The following is a 16,551-nucleotide window of genomic DNA, read 5'->3' as shown; positions in this document are numbered from 1 at the left end:
CCAAATTTATAAATAAGTATAGAATCTGGAATCATTTTAACTGGGTATGACATAAAAAAACCGATGAAACGAGTCCATCGGCCTTTTTCGAAATTTGATTATGAAAATAACAACTATATGTTTATGTTATGCTTATTTGTTTTCTTTGTATCTTTTGTCCGGAGTCCCGTCTTTTTTCAGATGTTTATTTTCTTTGTATCTTTTATCCGGAGTTCCATCTTTTTTCATTTTTACAGCAGGTTGAGCTGCTTTTACTTCTGCTACTTTAGCTGTTTTGGCTGTCTTTACTTCAGCTGTTTTTGCAGCCTTTGTTTCTACGGCTTTTGTTTCAGCAGCTTTGGCTGTCTTCATTGCTGTTTTTACAGGCGGATGAGCAGTTGTACTTGTAGCGGGAGCAGTCTGTTGTGCAGTGGCAAGTCCTAGTCCTAAGATTAATGACATTGCAGATAATAATTTTTTCATAGGAATTACTGTTTATTTTTGTTTGATTAAAGATATGCAAAAAGCAGGCTAGAAAATTGAGGTTTTGAAACTTAACGAAAGTTTATTACAGCTTAAAAAAAAATTAAAGCATTTTTTTGAAAATAAAAAACCTGTTTCCGTAACGAAAACAGGCATTGGATATATATAATTGGCCAACCTAACGTGTACAGTTGGCTGTCCATGTCTTGCCATCTTTCAGATAAAGGATTTTTAATTCACTGTTATCAATTCTTATATAAGAAGTTGCGGTAGATCCCACCATGACAAGGGTGTGATCTCCTTTTTGTTCAAACTCAATTCCGTTAAGGTCGGGAATGCCATTTGAAAAGCTAAAATTATATTTGGTTCCACTGGCAATTTTTGTTACAAATACGCTTCCGTTATTTGTGCTGATATTGGTATTGCCTCCATCGTTATAAGAAATACTTCCTTTATAGGTTCCTGCAAAGAAATCATTGTTCGTTGGATCATCATCTTTGCTACACGACGAAAAAGATAATGCTGTAAAAACCAACAGCATCAAAACTCCTAAGATTTTAATTGCTTTTTTCATAATATTTTTAATTAATGTTTGGTCGTATTAAAGTTCCAACACTATGCCATGAAGAAAAATTCAATTTTTTTTAACGTGTAATTAAATAAATTAGTAAAAAATTAAGATTTAAATGGGCTAAGTTGTTCATTTTAAATTCGAATGCATTTCAATATTTCATAAAAAGGAAAAAATATCCGTAACTTTGTAAGACGTTTAAACGGTTTCGGAAAACTCCCGAAATCGCTTTTGTCGTTTATACCATTACAATTTATGCAGTTAAAATCCATTAACGAAAAGTTTCTTCCTGATCTGATGCAAAAAGAATTCGGAAAAGAGATTTTTACCCAGTTAGAAAACAATCAGCACCTTGCTGTGAAGGGAAGTGCGGGGTCTTCAGTTTCTATTTTTGTAGCTGAACTTTTTTTAGTTCAAAAGAAAAATATTCTTTATTTGGTTGATGATAAGGAAGATGCATTATATGCCAATACGGAAATGGAAGATCTGCTTGGGAAAGATAAAGTGCTGTATTTCCCGGCAACTCACCTCGAACCTTATCAGGTAGAGAAAACACAAAATGCTAACCTTGTTTTAAGAACGGAAGTTTTAAATAAAATAAATGCCGGAAGATCACCAAGAGTGATTGTGGCTTATGCCGGAGCTTTATCTGAAAAAGTTTTAAAGAAAGAAGATTTCAAGGCAATTTCACATCATATAAAAGTTGGGGATCAATTGGATTTTGACTTTGTTGATGAACTGCTTAATCATTATCATTTTCAGCAATCGGATTTTGTTTCAGAGCCGGGAGAATTTTCTGTACGAGGAGGGATTGTAGACGTATTTTCTTTCTCTTATGAAAAACCATACAGGATTACTTTCTTTGGAAATGAAGTTGAAAGCATTAAAACTTTTGATATTGAAACACAACTCTCGGTAGATAAAGTGAAAGAATTTCAGTTGGTGTCCAATATGAATTTTTCAGTAACAGGAACCAGAGTGTCATTGCTACAGTTGCTACCTAAGGAGAGTTTGGTAGTCTCCAGGAATGGAATGGTTGGAATGCAAAAAATAAAGACATTCTATGAAAAATCATTAGAGAAATATGAAACTTTAAGTAAAGACATAGCTCATAGAACCCCACAGGAGCTTTTTATCTCTGATCAGGAATTTTTATTCGATTATAAAAAATTTAAAACGATTGATTTTGGAAGTGTTCCCATTGAAGGAATCAAAGAAATAACAGAAGTTAAAACAGAACAACTTCCGCAACCTTCTTTCCATAAGAATTTTGAATTACTGATTGAAGACCTTGAAGAGAAGCAAAGCAATGGATATGATACCTGGATTTCTTTTTCAACAGAAAAACAAAAAGAAAGATTGGAGTCTATTTTTGAAGAGTTGGAACATGAGCTTCCTTTTAAAAGTTTTAAATCCGAACTGCATGAAGGATTTGTAGATAACGGACATAAATTATTGGTATACACGGATCATCAGATTTTTGACCGTTACCAGAGATATAAAGCAAAAAATACGTTTGCAAAATCGGAACAGCTAACCCTAAAAGACTTAATGTCCTTAAAAATTGGAGATTATATTGCTCATATTGATCATGGGATTGGAAAATTTATGGGGTTGGTAAAAGTAAATAATGATGGTAAAATTCAGGAATGCTTTAAGCTTACTTATAAAAATGGAGACTTGTTATATGTAAGCATCCATTCATTACATAAAATTTCAAAATATAATGGTCCTGACGGAAAGGAAATTGTTCTGAGTAAACTAGGCTCTCCAACCTGGAAATCCTTAAAACAAAAAACTAAAGCTAAAGTAAAACAAATCGCTTTTGACCTCATTAAACTATACGCTCAAAGAAAAACAGCAAAAGGATTTGCTTATACACCGGATTCTTATTTACAGAACGAATTGGAGGCAAGTTTTATCTACGAAGATACACCAGATCAGGAAAAAGCGACGGTAGATGTAAAACGCGATATGGAAGCAGATACTGTGATGGATCGATTAGTTTGCGGAGATGTAGGTTTTGGTAAGACAGAAGTTGCGATTCGTGCAGCATTTAAAGCTGCAACCGACGGAAAGCAGGTTGCGGTCCTGGTTCCTACTACTATTCTGGCTTTCCAGCATTACAGAAGTTTTAAAGAAAGATTAAAAGATTTTCCTGTTAATGTTTCTTATGTAAACCGTTTCAGAACCGCCAAGCAAAAGTCAGAAACGTTAGAAGACTTAAAGAATGGAAAAGTAGATATTATCATTGGAACCCATCAGTTGGTAAGCAGCTCCGTGAAGTTTAAAGACCTTGGACTATTGATTATTGATGAGGAACATAAATTTGGTGTTTCAGTGAAAGATAAATTGAAAACATTGAAAAACAATGTTGATACTCTTACATTAACGGCAACTCCGATCCCAAGAACATTACAGTTTTCTTTAATGGCTGCAAGGGATTTATCTGTTATCAAAACTCCACCACCCAATAGACAACCTGTAGATACTCAGTTGATCGGATTTAATGAGGAAACACTTCGCGATGCTGTTTCATATGAACTTCAGAGGGATGGGCAGGTATATTTCATTAATAACAGGATTGAAAATTTAAAAGATATCGCAGGCCTCATCCAAAGATTGGTTCCTGATGCAAGAGTGATCACGGGACATGGGCAGATGGAAGGAAAGCAACTGGAAAAAAATGTACTGGACTTTATGGAAGGTAAATATGATGTTCTTGTTTCTACAACCATTGTTGAAAGTGGGGTAGATGTACCCAATGCCAACACCATATTCATTAATGATGCACAAAGATTCGGTATGGCTGATTTGCACCAGATGAGAGGTAGAGTAGGGCGTAGTAATAGAAAAGCCTTTTGCTACCTGATTACTCCTCCTTATGATATGATGACATCTGATGCCAGAAAACGTCTGGAAGCAATTGAACAGTTTTCTGATTTGGGAAGCGGTTTCCAGATTGCAATGAAAGATCTTGAAATCCGTGGAGCCGGAGATTTGTTGGGTGCAGAACAGAGTGGCTTTATAAATGAGATGGGTTTTGAGACCTATCAAAAATTAATGCAGGAAGCTCTTGAAGAATTAAAAGATGATGTAGATTTTGAAAATCTTTTTGAAAATGAGGAAGACAGACAAAAACTTTTTAAATCAGTAAAAGATGTGAATATCGATACGGATTTGGAGCTGATGTTACCGGACTTCTATATTTCCAATACGGAAGAAAGATTATTACTGTATCAAAAGATTGCAGACATTAACAACGAAAATGAACTTCATCAATTTGAGTTAGAATTGATTGATCGTTTTGGAGCATTACCAAAAGAGGCTGTCAATCTACTGAAAAGTGTGTCTTTAAAATGGCTTGCAGCAGACATTGGTTTTGAAAAGATTGTGATGAAAAACGGAGTATTCTTAGGATACTTCCCAAGTAACCCGCAAGATAAATTTTATCAAACCGACCGATTCAGACACATTATTAATTATCTTACTCGAAATCCGGCTGAAGCTCAACTGAAGGAGAAATCTGGTAAAGAAGGTAACCAGCTTATGATGAGAAAAGAAAAAATTAAAAACGTAGATGAGGTGAATGTATTATTAAAAGCTATTATAGGACATCAATAAACATCTGTTTTTCAGAAAATTTAATATTTGACTCAAAAGATAGAAAACATATAAAAACTTAAGTTTTTATATGTTTTTTTGTGATTGTTGTCATTTTTTTCTTTAAAAATATTCATTTATAAGAGAAATACCTTCATTTATGAGGTATTAATATCACTTTTTATTGATTAAAAATAAGCGGTAATCTTCGATCTAGAAGGGAGTTAGAGGCTTATCTGGAATTTTTTAATTTGAAAAAGTAGAGTTATGTAGAAATAATTCTACTTTTATGTGTGATTAATTCTATAGTCTAATGTGTTTATTTCTATGTGTTTAGGTTGTTGTTGGTTCTTTTTTTAGATTCATAATTTGTACCTTTGCAGTCCTTATTATGAAAAAAAATATATATTGTTGCGCAGCTGGGCTTCTTTCTTTCTATGCCACAGCACAGGTGGGAATCGGGACTCCCAGACCAAAGTCTACTCTCGATGTCAATGGAAAAACCACCTTACGAAAAGAACTTAGAGTAGGTGGTACTTCAACTCAAGCTGGAAATGCAGGATTGAACGGCCAGGTTTTGGTTTCCCAAGGAGAAGGTTTGCCTCCGGTTTGGAAATCATTGAATGTTTCCTTTATGGAAGAGGGACAGTACAAATTGATTAATTCGTATTTGTCATCAGATCAGGTAGGTATTGTAACGCTTTCTAATGGAGTTACAGCCGATGGTATCTATAAAAATAGCGTTGGAGATGATATCAATGATATCAGCAAAGGTAAATGGGCAAAAATTACCGGCCTTGAAAATAACTTTTCCATTAAAAATGGAAGAAACAGACTTACTTATCAATTCCAGACAGGAATAGAAATGAAAGCCCCGGTATCTACAACATCGGAAAGTATCAGGTTTACTTGTGGGGTTTTCAGAAATGGAAAACTTGTAGCGGTGCGTCCGGACAGAGTTGCTTCCAATAATAATGCCGGGAAAAGTGGAATTCAGGATTATATTTTTACGCTTAATTATACGGAACTTAATGTTCCTGTGGGGCCACATAAAATCGAAATCGCTTGTAGAAAGATTGACACTTCTAATCTCGGATCTCAGTTCGCGGTAGGACGTAATGTTCAGGATTCCAATGGTACATCTAATGCATTTACTCTGGAATCAACAATGAAGATGGATGTTATTGAATATGTAAGCTATAAAAATTAATTAAACGATGAAAAAAATATTTTCGAGCCTGCTTTTTGCGTCAGGGTTAATCTTGTCCGCTCAAGTAGGTATAAATACTAATGCTCCAAAAGCAACTTTAGATGTAAATGGAGACCTGAATCTCAGAAGTAAAATTGCTGTTCTTGATGAAACAGATAATACTCTTTCTCAGGGAAATAATGACCAACTATTGGTTTCTCGAGGAGAAGGATATACTCCGATATGGAAAACACTACGTATTCCGGAATATGAGCCTAATAAATTTTATTTAATATTCAATAACTCTTTTTCAGATAAGCAGGGAATTAGGTTTGCTTATTATGAACAACCTAATACAACTACTTCCAGAGGTGCTCTCTTCACCAAGGGAGCAGATATTAACAGCCTTCAAGGATTCAAAAAAATTGATGGATTATCACAAACAATTAGTGTATTCAGTACTCAGAGTAAGGCCTATTTTCAATTTGAAACTGTAGTGCAGGCTGATTTTAATTCTAATGGAAGTACAGACACATCCATCGATTATGCATGTGGTATTTTTGTAGATGACAAATTGGTGAATCTAAGACAAAGAAATTTGAAGGCTATCAATTCTCTATATCCTTTCCTTACTCATAATCAGATCGGAATTGTTGAAAATTTATCTAAAGGTAACCATACTGTAAGTGTAGCCTGTTCAAGATTGGCTTCTTATGGGGATATCTATAAGAATTTTGCAATAGGTACAAACACAAGCACAAATATTAATGGGTTTATTGCACAATCATCATTGAAGGTAGATGTATATGAAGTGCCGGAAGTATTCAACCCAATTATTAATTAAAAATCAATTATGAAAAATATATTTTTTATAATCTCTTTACTATGTGCGGGATTTGTAAACGCTCAGGTCGGGATTAATACAGCTTCTCCTGTTAATATGCTGGATGTGAATGGAGATTTAAATGTTAGGAAAGAACTACGAACTGGAGGGACGAACTTATTGAAAGGATCCGCGGGTACGGCAGGTGATATCTTTCACAATAATGCAGATATGCAAGCCAATGATTGGAAGAATATAAAAATTGCTGACGGACAAGGAAGTATGTCTCTTTTTTCTATCAATACAGTTGCAGATCAGACAGGAGTTCAGTTTTCTTACAGTGGATCTTCCACTCCTTACAACGAAAATGATAATTTGGCTGGGAACTGGGCAGTGATTCCGGGAGCTTCTGATACTTTTTCTGTGACAAATGCTAACAATAAAGTAACATTTTCATTTCAAACGACAGCTCAGAAGGTCAATAATTATTCGGCATCGGCGAGTTTTGCATGTGGTATTTTTGTAGATAATAAACTTAAAGCAGTCAGAACAGATGTATTATTAGGAGATAGTGGTGCTTATAAAATCTTTAATCTTAATGCAACATTGACTAATCTTATACCTAAAAATAAATATGAAGTTAAAGTAGCTTGTATCAACAGGGCTTTAAACAGTACAACATTAGGAATCGGTAGAGCTGTTGATTCATACTATCTGAATAGCGATATGTCGCAATCAGTATTGACAACATCGGTATTGCAGCCGTATTAATTTTCATAATAATGCAATAATTAGGAATCTAAAAACGTTATGTTTTTAGATTTTTTTTGTTTATTAAGTCTATTCTTTGTGGATTTGTTGAAATAAAGTACAGTGTATTATCAAAAATTGAATTATATTTGAACGAGTTAAAAAAATCTCTATGGTAAAAAACTATTTTCTTACAATCTTTGCCGGTATTGCTTTTTTGGGGCTGCTGGCTTCATGCAATACAACAGCAGATCCTACAGAATCTATACCGAATCCTGACGATGGTCCGCCACCTAAAAGAATTCTGACTAAAGTAACAGCGAATAGCGTTTCCCAGGAAGAATATACCACTACTTCGGGTGTTTTAGAGCAAGCAGTAGTGAAAAATGATGCCGCATCTAATGTATACTACACAGGTACGATTACTTATAATAACAAGACGATTAAGAAAATCAATTTTGTGAGTTCAGCATCCACAGGAATGATGAAGTATGATTTTGATATGACTTCAGATAGCAAAGGAAATATTTATAATGCATCCTGTGTGGCAACGGCATCTACCTCCGGCGCTTCCTATGTAAGTGATTATATTTTTACGTATGACGCATCAGGAAAACTTACTAAGATTCTTGAAAAAAGAAAGACAGGAGGAATAAGTGCCTACAATGGATTTATTGAAAATGCTTTTGATTATTCTGCAGAAAATATTTCTCAGGTTAAAGTTTCCAAGGGATTACTGAAAATTAACGGAGATCCGGATATGAGCACAGCGGTGTTGTCCCAATATAGTTTCCAAAATTATGATGCTCAAAAAAGTCCATACTCAACACTTCCAAAAGCATTTTTTATCATTCGTGGTTTGATGGATCCTGTTAACTTTTATAAAGCATCTCCGAATAATCCTACATCAATGTATATTAAGCTTCCGGATCCGGCTCCGGGTGTGAATACTGCACAAAGTTATTCTTACGATAACCAAGGTTACCCGGTGATTGAAAAAAATCAAAATGTAACGTTTGCTTATAAAAACTTATAGAAAGAAATCATTATTGATTTTATCAGAAAATAAATAATAATATAATTTCTCTTAAAAAAAATTATATTTGTCAAAAAAATAATTAATTACCAGAAAATGAAACAACTTTTCTATTTTATTTTATTAATAGCAGGCTTCTCTTCGATTCATTCCTGCAAAAGCTTATTAGATGAAGATGGAAATCCTCTTTTAGATTTGAATAATACGGGAGGATTGTCTGGTCCCAGAGCTTTATATAAAGAAATTACAGACAAAGATACATTAGCAATGTATTATTATACTGGTCTTCTTGTGACTAAAGTAATTACAGACAGTGCTTCTGTTACTGATGTAATGTACAGTGGAGACAAGATTAGCCAAATTACTTTTAATGGTTTTTTGGATTTGGATGGAAATGGAAAGTTGGATAAAGATAGTGTATCCTACACTCAGTTGTTTACTTATAAAAACAACAACCAGTTGGAGAAAATTTCTGAGAATAGAACGATTTTCAGAAGACCGGCTCCAGTACCACCCAATCCACCCGGCCCACAAACCCTTCTTAGAAAGGAGAAATTTTTGTATGAGATTAATTACAATACAACAACGGCAAAGCTAGACTCTATCACGATGAAAAATGGTCCGGATGTAGCAGGAATGCCATTTGTGTTCACTAATTACTCCAGAACAAAATATACTTATTTAGGAGATAATGTGGCTAGAGTAGTAAGACATTATGGGCCTATGGCAGTCGGTGCATTGGGAGCTCCTACAAAAAAAACAGGTTATGATTTTCTTGCATATGATGATAAGATTAGTCCATTCACATTATTACCAAATGTTTATAAGATATCAAGACTCTTATCTACACTTTATAATGATAAAGAAAGTTTGATATTATCTCCAAACAACCCTAAAAGGAGGACAATATCAGACCTAATGCAACCGGTTCCAACTCCAATTGTATTGAGTACAAATTATGGTTATGATCCTCAAACCTATATGACAAAAGGGTATGGAGTAAACTATATTTATAAACCGCAATAACATTATTTTTAAAGAATATTTGAACTCAGCCTCTCCAAGGTTGAGTTTTTTATTTTTTATGGCTTAATTTTGCAAAAAATTTCTGATGAAATACTTAATCGTTGGGCTAGGTAATAAAGGCTCAGAATATGAAAATACACGACATAATATAGGTTTTAAAGTTGCTGAAAAAATAACGGAAACGCTTGAAGCATCATTCAATACAGCCAATTTTGGATGGCTGGCTGAAGGAAAATATAAAGGGCGTAAAGTTTTTGTTCTTAAGCCGGATACTTATATGAACCTTTCCGGGAATGCAGTAAGATACTGGATGCAAAAAGAGAATATTCCTTTAGAAAATATATTGATTATCACGGATGATCTGGCACTTCCTTTCGGAACATTAAGAATGAAAGGAAAAGGCTCTGATGCGGGACATAATGGTTTGAAGAATATCAATGAGGTGTTGCAAACTCAAAATTATGCAAGACTACGTTTTGGAATATCTGCAGATTTTACTGCTGGACGTCAGGTAGATTATGTATTGGGCACCTGGAATGAAGAGGAGACGGAAAAACTATCCGAAAGAATTGAAAAATTTTCTAAAGCCAGTCTTTCATTTGTTTTTGCGGGAATCAGTAATACAATGTCTGCATTTAATGGAAAATAAATAGGAAAATGAAATCAATAAATAAAGGCCATCGGATTTCCGATGGCCTTTTGATGTGCTTAAAATTAATTTCCAATCAATTTATCTGAGCTTGTGCTCTTGTTTTTATATAATTTTTTGTAACTAGCTGTAATGCGGGGGTGATTTTTATAACCAGGTTACTGCACCTGTTTCAACATCATAATTAGCTCCCACAATTTTAATTTTACCTTGCTCTTCAAGATTTCTAAGTGTGGAACTCTGCTTACGAATATCAGCAATTGCATTTTTTACATTTTGTTGATTTAGCCTTTCCAACAGTGAGCTGTTTTTTGACGAACGGTCTTCGTCCTTTTCAATCACCTCATTGATGATTGGGTTAAAATGATTGATCAGGTGGTTTAGATTATCCATTCCCATGCCTTCAATTTGAGCAGCATCAAGTCCGCCTTTTAAGGCTCCGCATTTAGTGTGGCCTAAAACCACAATAAGTTTTGAACCGGCAACATTACAACCAAATTCCATAGAACCTAAAATGTCCTGGTTTACAAAATTACCGGCAATTCTGATACTGAAAATGTCTCCTAAGCCCTGATCAAAAATAAGCTCAGCTGAAGTACGACTATCTATACAGCTTAAAACAACTGCGAAAGGCCATTGTCCTTCACGTGTAGCATTTACTTGCTCCAATAGATCTCTGTTTGCTTTAAGGTTGTTAACGAACCTTTGGTTTCCTTCCTTTAGAAAGTCTAATGCTTTTTCAGGAGTAATTGTCGATTGAGTTTCGGATGTATGTGCTTTCATATAGCTTAATTGTTTTTCGAATTTAAAAAATAAAAATAAATAATTGATAATAAATGAGTTACATAGCTCTTTTGTGAGTAATCAGAATGTGAGAATCCTGACTTCTTTCATAATCCCTGTATGAAGTTTTAAAACCTAAAAGTTCTACATTGATGTCTTCTTCCTTCGCACGAATGTTGGCAAAGTCCTGTATCATTTCCAGAACATCTGTTGTAATATACGAAGTATCTCTGGCATCAATTGTTACGGTAGAATTGGGCTTAATATTTTTAAGTGTTTTTTTGATGGCAGCCTTATTTAAGAATGAAACTTCTTCAGCCAGTTTGATCTTAATCCCGTCTGCATCGTCCAGTTTTTCTCGGCTTAAGTAATATGCTCTTTTCATATTTCCCTGCAAAATATAGAAAATAGAGATTGCAAGACCAATTCCGACTCCTTTTAATAGGTCTGTAGCTACAATAGCCACAACAGTTGCCAGAAACGGAACAAACTGGAATTTTCCAAGATGCCAGAAATGCTTGAATGTTGCAGGCTTGGCTAATTTATATCCAACTAAAATCAGTACTGCAGCCAATGTTGCAAGTGGTATAAGATTCAGGATAACAGGAATCGTTAGTACACAAACTAATAATAATACACCATGGATCATGGCAGAAACTTTAGATGTAGCACCCGCATTAGCATTGGCAGAGCTTCTTACAACTACAGATGTCATAGGAAGTCCTCCGATAAATGAACTTACCAGGTTTCCTATTCCCTGAGCCTTCAGTTCAAGATTTGTATCTGTAATTCTTCTTTGCTTGTCTAATCTGTCTGATGCTTCAATACAAAGTAAGGTTTCTATGGAAGCTACAATGGCAATCGTTGCCCCTACGATCCATACTTTAGGATTAGTAAATCCGGCAAAATCGGGCATCGTGATCAGGTTTTTAAAATCATTCAAAGATTGTGGTACAGGTAAAGAAACCAAATGCTCTTTGCCAATAGCCAAAGAACTTCCTGATAGTTTAAAAAGCTCATTGATAAGTATTCCGGTAACTACTGCAACGAGTGCTCCCGGAAGCATTTTCATCCTTTTTAAAGCCGGTATTTTATCCCATAAGATAAGAATGGCTACAGAAACAAGGGTTATAATAATCGCTCCCGGATGAATATCTTTAAGCAACTCACTGAAATAATTTAAATTGATGCCATTATCAAAAAGGGATTCATGTCCTTCATGGTCTTTATCATATCCAAGGGCATGAGGAATTTGTTTTAAAATAATAATAATTCCGATAGCGGCAAGCATTCCTTCAATAACGTTATTGGGAAAGTAATTGGAAATACTTCCTGCTTTTGCAAACCCTAAAACGAGTTGGATTAGTCCTGCAATGATTCCTGCACATAAGAATAACTCAAATGCCCCAAGGTCTGTAATGGCTGTTAAAACAATAGCTGTAAGACCTGCAGCAGGACCTGAAACAGATATATTGGAATTACTAAGGCAACCTACGACAAGTCCTCCTACAATTCCGGCAATGACCCCGGATAGCGGAGGTGCTCCGGATGCCAGGGCAATCCCTAAGCACAAAGGAAGTGCTACTAAGAATACAACGAGCCCGGAAGGGAAATTCTCCTTGATTCCTCCTAATAAAGATGTTTTTTTCATGATATTTTGAAAATATTATAACTGATTGATTGATCCTCAAATAATCAATTATAAAAGATTGGAAAATTAATTTTTAAGCACATGCACGATATTCACAATCAGGGAATGATGTGAATAACGAATAAAAAATAATCTAATTATACTTAAAAATTAAGCTTCCGGAGGCGGAGAAAATATAGTGAGTAATGGCGATAAATGAAAGGAATCATCTACCAGCACAAAAGACACAGCCTGAAGATCAGGTTCGGAAAACTTTAGGTGATCGAATACATCCAAAGGTTTCGGAAGAGTCTTTTCGTAAACAATAAGTGAGGATGGGTGAGAATGTGGTTCTTCTTCATTGATGATTATATTCGTTCTCTGAATATTCCAACCTGCTATCGCAGCAATGCTTGGCAGCGCTGTAAAATTCAGAAAAAACGTTAATATAACAATACTCCAGAATTTCATTTTACATTCTTTTTTAGAAAAACTATTTGGTCTTTCTGCTCATTACCCAATCAGAACCTGTAAGGTTGTAGATCTTTTGGATGTCTTTCAAAGTCTTCTCAAAATCGATCTCCAAATCTATGATTTTACCTGTTCTAAGGTCAAATACCCAGCCATGTACAATAGGTTGCTCTTCTAAAATATACCTTTCCTGTACACAGGCCATCTTGATCACGTTGATGCACTGCTCCTGAACATTAAGTTCTACAAGTCTGTCATAACGTTTGTCCTCATCTTCAATAGAATCAAGCTCAGCTTGGTGCAATCTGTAAACGTCACGGATGTTTCTCAACCAAGGATTTAATAATCCTAAATCCTGAGGGGTCATCGCGGCTTTTACACCCCCGCAGTTGTAATGTCCACACACCACGATATGTTTCACCTTAAGATGTTCTACAGCATACTGAATTACTGCTGTGGAACTCATGTCTAAAGTATTAACAACATTCGCAATGTTTCTATGAACAAAAACCTCTCCAGGTTTTGCTCCCATCAATTCTTCCGCTGTGGCTCTACTGTCTGAACATCCGATGTATAGATAATCAGGGTGCTGAGTTTTAGCCAACTCATGGAAGAAATTCGGGTCCTCTGAAACTTTAGATTCTACCCATTTTCTATTATTTTCAAAAATAACTTCGTACGATTGTGACATAATTTTAAATTTTTTAAAAGGTTTATAATTATTTGTTTCGTTTAAATTATTTTCAAAATCAATAGATTAAATCAATAATCATGCAAAAATATACTTTTTGCAGAAGAATCAATCACCTTTAACAAAGTTTAATATTAAAATATGCTTAAAATCATATGTAATATGCCAGTATACTTTGTTTTAGCGCAGTGGTTTAGTCTTTGATCATTCAAATGTTTAAAAAAACCAATATAAAAATACAAAGTAAATACCAGAATCTATCATTTGAAAATTAAAATATTTTTAATTCTTAAATAAAAAGGAGGCTTTTGACTTCAAATTATTTGGTATTGAGACAACCACTTTGTTATACATCTCAAATTTTATTGTTAATATAACCTTCCGTAGCTATTAATGAAGGGAAAATTTTTCCAGGGTTACCCATTACAACCGAATCTGCCGGAACATCAAAATTGACATACGAGTTGGGAGCAATCAATACATTGTTCCCAATAGTAATATTGCCTACAATAACGGCATTAGAGCCTATCCAGACTTCATCACCAATCACGGGAAATCCTTCATTTTTTCCACGGTTTTGTTGTCCTATAGTAACCCCTTGGGCTATATTGCAGTTTTTCCCAATCTTAGCTTTGGGATTGATGACAAGAGCTCCCCAGTGCCCAAGATAAAACCCTTCTCCAATCTCCGTTTCGGGGTAGATTTGAAAACCGTACTTAATCTGATAATGTCTTAGAGTGAATCTCCAAAACATCCCGGGGATGGACTTTTTCTTATATTTCTGTGCTTTTCTGAAGACATAAATATAATGAAGATTCGGATTGATGCATTTAGCCCAAATTTGAAATATAGAAAGCCATTTGCCGCTTTCTCTATAAAAATCTTTCTGTATTGCTGTGTAATTTGGCATAACAAAATCTTTTATACTTCATCAATAATTTCCTGAAGGCGAGCCACAGATTTTTGTAATACAAATGGAAGGTCTGTATTTTCTATTTCTTTTTCATACTGTCCGGCCAGCTCTTTATGAGAGAGAATTTTTTTCATTCCTTCATAGATTCCCTCTTCTGAATTGGAATTGATAATTCCTAGTTTCCCATCCTGAAGCAAATCTCTTATTCCGGATACGTCTGTAGAAACTATCGGTTTATTCAAAATCAATGCTTCCGCAATAATGGTAGGGAAGCCTTCATGTCTTGAGGACATGATATAGAAGTCTGATTGTTTTACATAAGGGTAAGGATTGCTTCTGAAGCCTAGCATTTTCACTGTTTCCTGAAGCCCCAATTGGTTAAGCTGGGCTTGAATATTTTCAAAATCATAACCATCACCAATGATAATGATCTGATGGTTCAATCCTTCATTAATCAATTTTTTATGGACATTCAAAAGTCTGTCATAGCCTTTTTGAGGATAAACAGTTCCTACAGTAATAAAAGTGGGAAGAGCTTTAGAAAAAGGGAAATCATTAATTTCCATATTGGCCTTTTGTAAAGTATCTTCTTTGTCAATAGGGTTGTAGATCTTAATGACGGCCTGCTTTTCTTTTTCATTTTTTGCAAGCTTTTGCATCTCCTCTTTCAATTTGTTGGAAATTACCAGTATTTTATCAAATTTGAAAAACTGTTTGATAATATCCGGAGTATATTCCTTTAAATTGAAAATGTCATTTTGAATCCAGATTATTTTTTTTGAATCTTTTTGTGGGCTGGATAAAAGCTCTTTATACATCCCATGAATCGCCGCTATTTCTATATCGTATCTTTTATTTTTTAAAATAAATTTATACAATAATGACGGAAATTTTAGAAACATTTTTTGATAAAGCACTCTGAATGCTTTTACCGGAATTTCATGAGGTTTGTTTGTGGTAATCATTTCACCTTTTAAAAGATAAAATAGATTGACCCAAGAGGGTACTTCCTTGATGTACATTCCTGTATATAAATTGATTAGCAGATCAACTTCATATTTGTCTTCCGGAAGGTTTTTGAGGAAATTAACCAGAACTTTTTCTGCTCCTCCATGTCGCAGGGAACCAATTCTGATGAGAATTTTCTTTTTTTCAGACATTTATTTTTTTATGGGTTTATAAGTATGAGGGAGGTGCTCTTTTATATAAGCTTCCAGTTTGGGTCTGTCTAGTTCGAGTTCTCGTGGATACATAACATTATTTTTTAATGCCTTGTCTCCATATTCTTCAATGGTGCAAATGAATTTTGCAGGAACACCTGCATACACTGTCCCGGCAGGCATAGAGGTAGTTAAAATAGAACCTGCTCCAAGTACACAGTTATCACCCATTTCAACTCCCAGCATAACGGTAGTATCTGCGCCGAGTAAACATTGCTTTCCGATTTTTATTCTTCCAAATGCTCTCACATCTTCATACTTTTTAAAAAAATGAAGGGCATTATAGCCTCCGTCATGATTAATAAATCTTACATTATTGGAAAACGTAGTTTCATCACCGATTTCAATCAGAAAAGGTTCGGTGCCAAATTGGGGAACTTCTACAAAACGAACATTTTTTCCTACCTTTAATCCTTTAGCAAGACAAATTTTGAGATAGATTCTCTGTATTAGATAGTGGTAGGTTGTATGAACTTTTAAGATGAGGCGATATATAAATATCATTATTATAAATTTGTTTTTCTCCTACAAAGAAAAGAATTTATATGATAAAAATTTCTAAAATAGAATATTATTTACCAGAGTTAGTTCTTACTAATATGGATTTGGAAAGGGAATTTCCTGAATGGAGCTCTGAAAGAATTCAGGAAAAAGTAGGGATTACACAACGCCATATTTCTTCGGAAAATGAAACGGTATTGGATATGGCTATACGATCTTCAGAAAAAATTTTT

16 protein-coding genes and 1 pseudogene are annotated in these 16,551 nt (G+C 34.6%); 8 read left to right on the top strand and 9 right to left on the bottom strand.

From position 1 onward, the window contains the following. Nucleotides 1–132: 132 nt before the first annotated feature. Together CW752_RS04260 and CW752_RS04255 are read right to left on the bottom strand one after the other, a co-directional pair. Nucleotides 133–462: a hypothetical protein gene (locus tag CW752_RS04260; RefSeq protein WP_101238529.1), complete on the bottom strand. Its 330-nt coding sequence runs from the start codon at nucleotides 460–462 to the stop codon at nucleotides 133–135. A 178-nt stretch (nucleotides 463–640) separates the two neighbouring features. Then, nucleotides 641–1,036: a hypothetical protein gene (locus CW752_RS04255; protein WP_101238528.1), complete on the bottom strand. Its 396-nt coding sequence runs from the start codon at nucleotides 1,034–1,036 to the stop codon at nucleotides 641–643. A gap of 252 nt (nucleotides 1,037–1,288) precedes the next feature. Between CW752_RS04255 and mfd the strand changes: the two genes are divergently transcribed. The 7 genes from mfd to pth all read left to right on the top strand — a co-directional run bounded on the left by mfd (nucleotide 1,289) and on the right by pth (nucleotide 10,109). Continuing rightward, nucleotides 1,289–4,657, top strand: coding sequence for a transcription-repair coupling factor (mfd, locus tag CW752_RS04250; RefSeq protein WP_101238527.1), 3,369 nt, complete (start codon nucleotides 1,289–1,291; stop codon nucleotides 4,655–4,657). 370 nt (nucleotides 4,658–5,027) lie between these two features. After that, a complete protein-coding gene (locus CW752_RS04245) occupies nucleotides 5,028–5,846 on the top strand; it encodes a hypothetical protein (RefSeq protein WP_101238526.1) in 819 nt (272 codons plus the stop codon). Nucleotides 5,847–5,853: 7 nt separating this feature from the next. Next, a complete protein-coding gene (locus CW752_RS04240; RefSeq protein WP_101238525.1) occupies nucleotides 5,854–6,669 on the top strand; it encodes a hypothetical protein in 816 nt (271 codons plus the stop codon). Between the two features lie 9 nt (nucleotides 6,670–6,678). Beyond that, nucleotides 6,679–7,419 carry a hypothetical protein gene (locus CW752_RS04235; RefSeq protein WP_101238524.1) on the top strand — a complete coding sequence of 247 codons (741 nt, stop codon included), beginning with the start codon at nucleotides 6,679–6,681 and terminating at the stop codon, nucleotides 7,417–7,419. Nucleotides 7,420–7,570: 151 nt separating this feature from the next. Further along, entirely contained in the window at nucleotides 7,571–8,434 is an 864-nt protein-coding gene (locus CW752_RS04230; protein ID WP_101238523.1) for a hypothetical protein, read from the top strand. A 96-nt stretch (nucleotides 8,435–8,530) separates the two neighbouring features. Beyond that, nucleotides 8,531–9,460, top strand: a complete 930-nt coding sequence (locus CW752_RS04225; RefSeq protein WP_101238522.1) for a hypothetical protein — start codon at nucleotides 8,531–8,533, stop codon at nucleotides 9,458–9,460. A gap of 85 nt (nucleotides 9,461–9,545) precedes the next feature. Continuing rightward, nucleotides 9,546–10,109, top strand: coding sequence for an aminoacyl-tRNA hydrolase (gene pth, locus CW752_RS04220; RefSeq protein ID WP_101238521.1), 564 nt, complete (start codon nucleotides 9,546–9,548; stop codon nucleotides 10,107–10,109). Nucleotides 10,110–10,256: 147 nt separating this feature from the next. Here pth and CW752_RS04215 read toward each other — a convergent pair whose 3' ends face one another. The 7 genes from CW752_RS04215 to CW752_RS04185 all read right to left on the bottom strand — a co-directional run bounded on the left by CW752_RS04215 (nucleotide 10,257) and on the right by CW752_RS04185 (nucleotide 16,321). Beyond that, nucleotides 10,257–10,892 carry a carbonic anhydrase family protein gene (locus CW752_RS04215; RefSeq protein WP_101238520.1) on the bottom strand — a complete coding sequence of 212 codons (636 nt, stop codon included), beginning with the start codon at nucleotides 10,890–10,892 and terminating at the stop codon, nucleotides 10,257–10,259. Between the two features lie 58 nt (nucleotides 10,893–10,950). Next, nucleotides 10,951–12,543, bottom strand: a complete 1,593-nt coding sequence (locus CW752_RS04210) for a SulP family inorganic anion transporter (RefSeq protein ID WP_101238519.1) — start codon at nucleotides 12,541–12,543, stop codon at nucleotides 10,951–10,953. 150 nt (nucleotides 12,544–12,693) lie between these two features. Beyond that, nucleotides 12,694–12,993 carry a hypothetical protein gene (locus CW752_RS04205; RefSeq protein WP_101238518.1) on the bottom strand — a complete coding sequence of 100 codons (300 nt, stop codon included), beginning with the start codon at nucleotides 12,991–12,993 and terminating at the stop codon, nucleotides 12,694–12,696. Nucleotides 12,994–13,015: 22 nt separating this feature from the next. Then, the gene (locus CW752_RS04200) at nucleotides 13,016–13,684 is read right to left on the bottom strand and encodes a carbonic anhydrase (RefSeq protein ID WP_101238517.1); all 669 of its coding nucleotides are present in this window, start codon (nucleotides 13,682–13,684) and stop codon (nucleotides 13,016–13,018) included. A gap of 355 nt (nucleotides 13,685–14,039) precedes the next feature. Continuing rightward, nucleotides 14,040–14,594 carry a serine O-acetyltransferase gene (locus CW752_RS04195; RefSeq protein WP_101238516.1) on the bottom strand — a complete coding sequence of 185 codons (555 nt, stop codon included), beginning with the start codon at nucleotides 14,592–14,594 and terminating at the stop codon, nucleotides 14,040–14,042. Between the two features lie 11 nt (nucleotides 14,595–14,605). Further along, nucleotides 14,606–15,757 (bottom strand): glycosyltransferase, encoded by a 1,152-nt coding sequence (locus tag CW752_RS04190; RefSeq protein WP_101238515.1) that lies wholly within the window; start codon nucleotides 15,755–15,757, stop codon nucleotides 14,606–14,608. After that, nucleotides 15,758–16,321, bottom strand: a complete 564-nt coding sequence (locus CW752_RS04185) for an acyltransferase (protein ID WP_101238514.1) — start codon at nucleotides 16,319–16,321, stop codon at nucleotides 15,758–15,760. Nucleotides 16,322–16,362: 41 nt separating this feature from the next. On the opposite strand from CW752_RS04185, the pseudogene CW752_RS04180 reads away from it, so the two are divergent. Beyond that, nucleotides 16,363–16,551: pseudogene (locus CW752_RS04180) on the top strand (3-oxoacyl-ACP synthase); the annotation flags it as partial.

Source organism: Chryseobacterium sp. PMSZPI (assembly GCF_002835665.1).
Classification (GTDB): Bacteria; Bacteroidota; Bacteroidia; order Flavobacteriales; family Weeksellaceae; genus Chryseobacterium.
This window is presented reverse-complemented; position numbering and strand designations above follow the sequence as displayed.

What these genes read in the sequence shown, in the direction of transcription:
- CW752_RS04205 (WP_101238518.1), bottom strand. Translation starts at nt 12,993, where the DNA reads ATGAAATTCTGGAGTATTGTTATATTAACGTTTTTTCTGAATTTTACA.
- CW752_RS04230 (WP_101238523.1), top strand. Translation starts at nt 7,571, where the DNA reads ATGGTAAAAAACTATTTTCTTACAATCTTTGCCGGTATTGCTTTTTTG.
- CW752_RS04240 (WP_101238525.1), top strand. Translation starts at nt 5,854, where the DNA reads ATGAAAAAAATATTTTCGAGCCTGCTTTTTGCGTCAGGGTTAATCTTG.
- CW752_RS04215 (WP_101238520.1), bottom strand. Translation starts at nt 10,892, where the DNA reads ATGAAAGCACATACATCCGAAACTCAATCGACAATTACTCCTGAAAAA.
- mfd (WP_101238527.1), top strand. Translation starts at nt 1,289, where the DNA reads ATGCAGTTAAAATCCATTAACGAAAAGTTTCTTCCTGATCTGATGCAA.
- CW752_RS04225 (WP_101238522.1), top strand. Translation starts at nt 8,531, where the DNA reads ATGAAACAACTTTTCTATTTTATTTTATTAATAGCAGGCTTCTCTTCG.
- CW752_RS04190 (WP_101238515.1), bottom strand. Translation starts at nt 15,757, where the DNA reads ATGTCTGAAAAAAAGAAAATTCTCATCAGAATTGGTTCCCTGCGACAT.
- CW752_RS04210 (WP_101238519.1), bottom strand. Translation starts at nt 12,543, where the DNA reads ATGAAAAAAACATCTTTATTAGGAGGAATCAAGGAGAATTTCCCTTCC.
- CW752_RS04235 (WP_101238524.1), top strand. Translation starts at nt 6,679, where the DNA reads ATGAAAAATATATTTTTTATAATCTCTTTACTATGTGCGGGATTTGTA.
- CW752_RS04185 (WP_101238514.1), bottom strand. Translation starts at nt 16,321, where the DNA reads ATGATATTTATATATCGCCTCATCTTAAAAGTTCATACAACCTACCAC.
- pth (WP_101238521.1), top strand. Translation starts at nt 9,546, where the DNA reads ATGAAATACTTAATCGTTGGGCTAGGTAATAAAGGCTCAGAATATGAA.
- CW752_RS04195 (WP_101238516.1), bottom strand. Translation starts at nt 14,594, where the DNA reads ATGCCAAATTACACAGCAATACAGAAAGATTTTTATAGAGAAAGCGGC.
- CW752_RS04245 (WP_101238526.1), top strand. Translation starts at nt 5,028, where the DNA reads ATGAAAAAAAATATATATTGTTGCGCAGCTGGGCTTCTTTCTTTCTAT.
- CW752_RS04260 (WP_101238529.1), bottom strand. Translation starts at nt 462, where the DNA reads ATGAAAAAATTATTATCTGCAATGTCATTAATCTTAGGACTAGGACTT.
- CW752_RS04255 (WP_101238528.1), bottom strand. Translation starts at nt 1,036, where the DNA reads ATGAAAAAAGCAATTAAAATCTTAGGAGTTTTGATGCTGTTGGTTTTT.
- CW752_RS04200 (WP_101238517.1), bottom strand. Translation starts at nt 13,684, where the DNA reads ATGTCACAATCGTACGAAGTTATTTTTGAAAATAATAGAAAATGGGTA.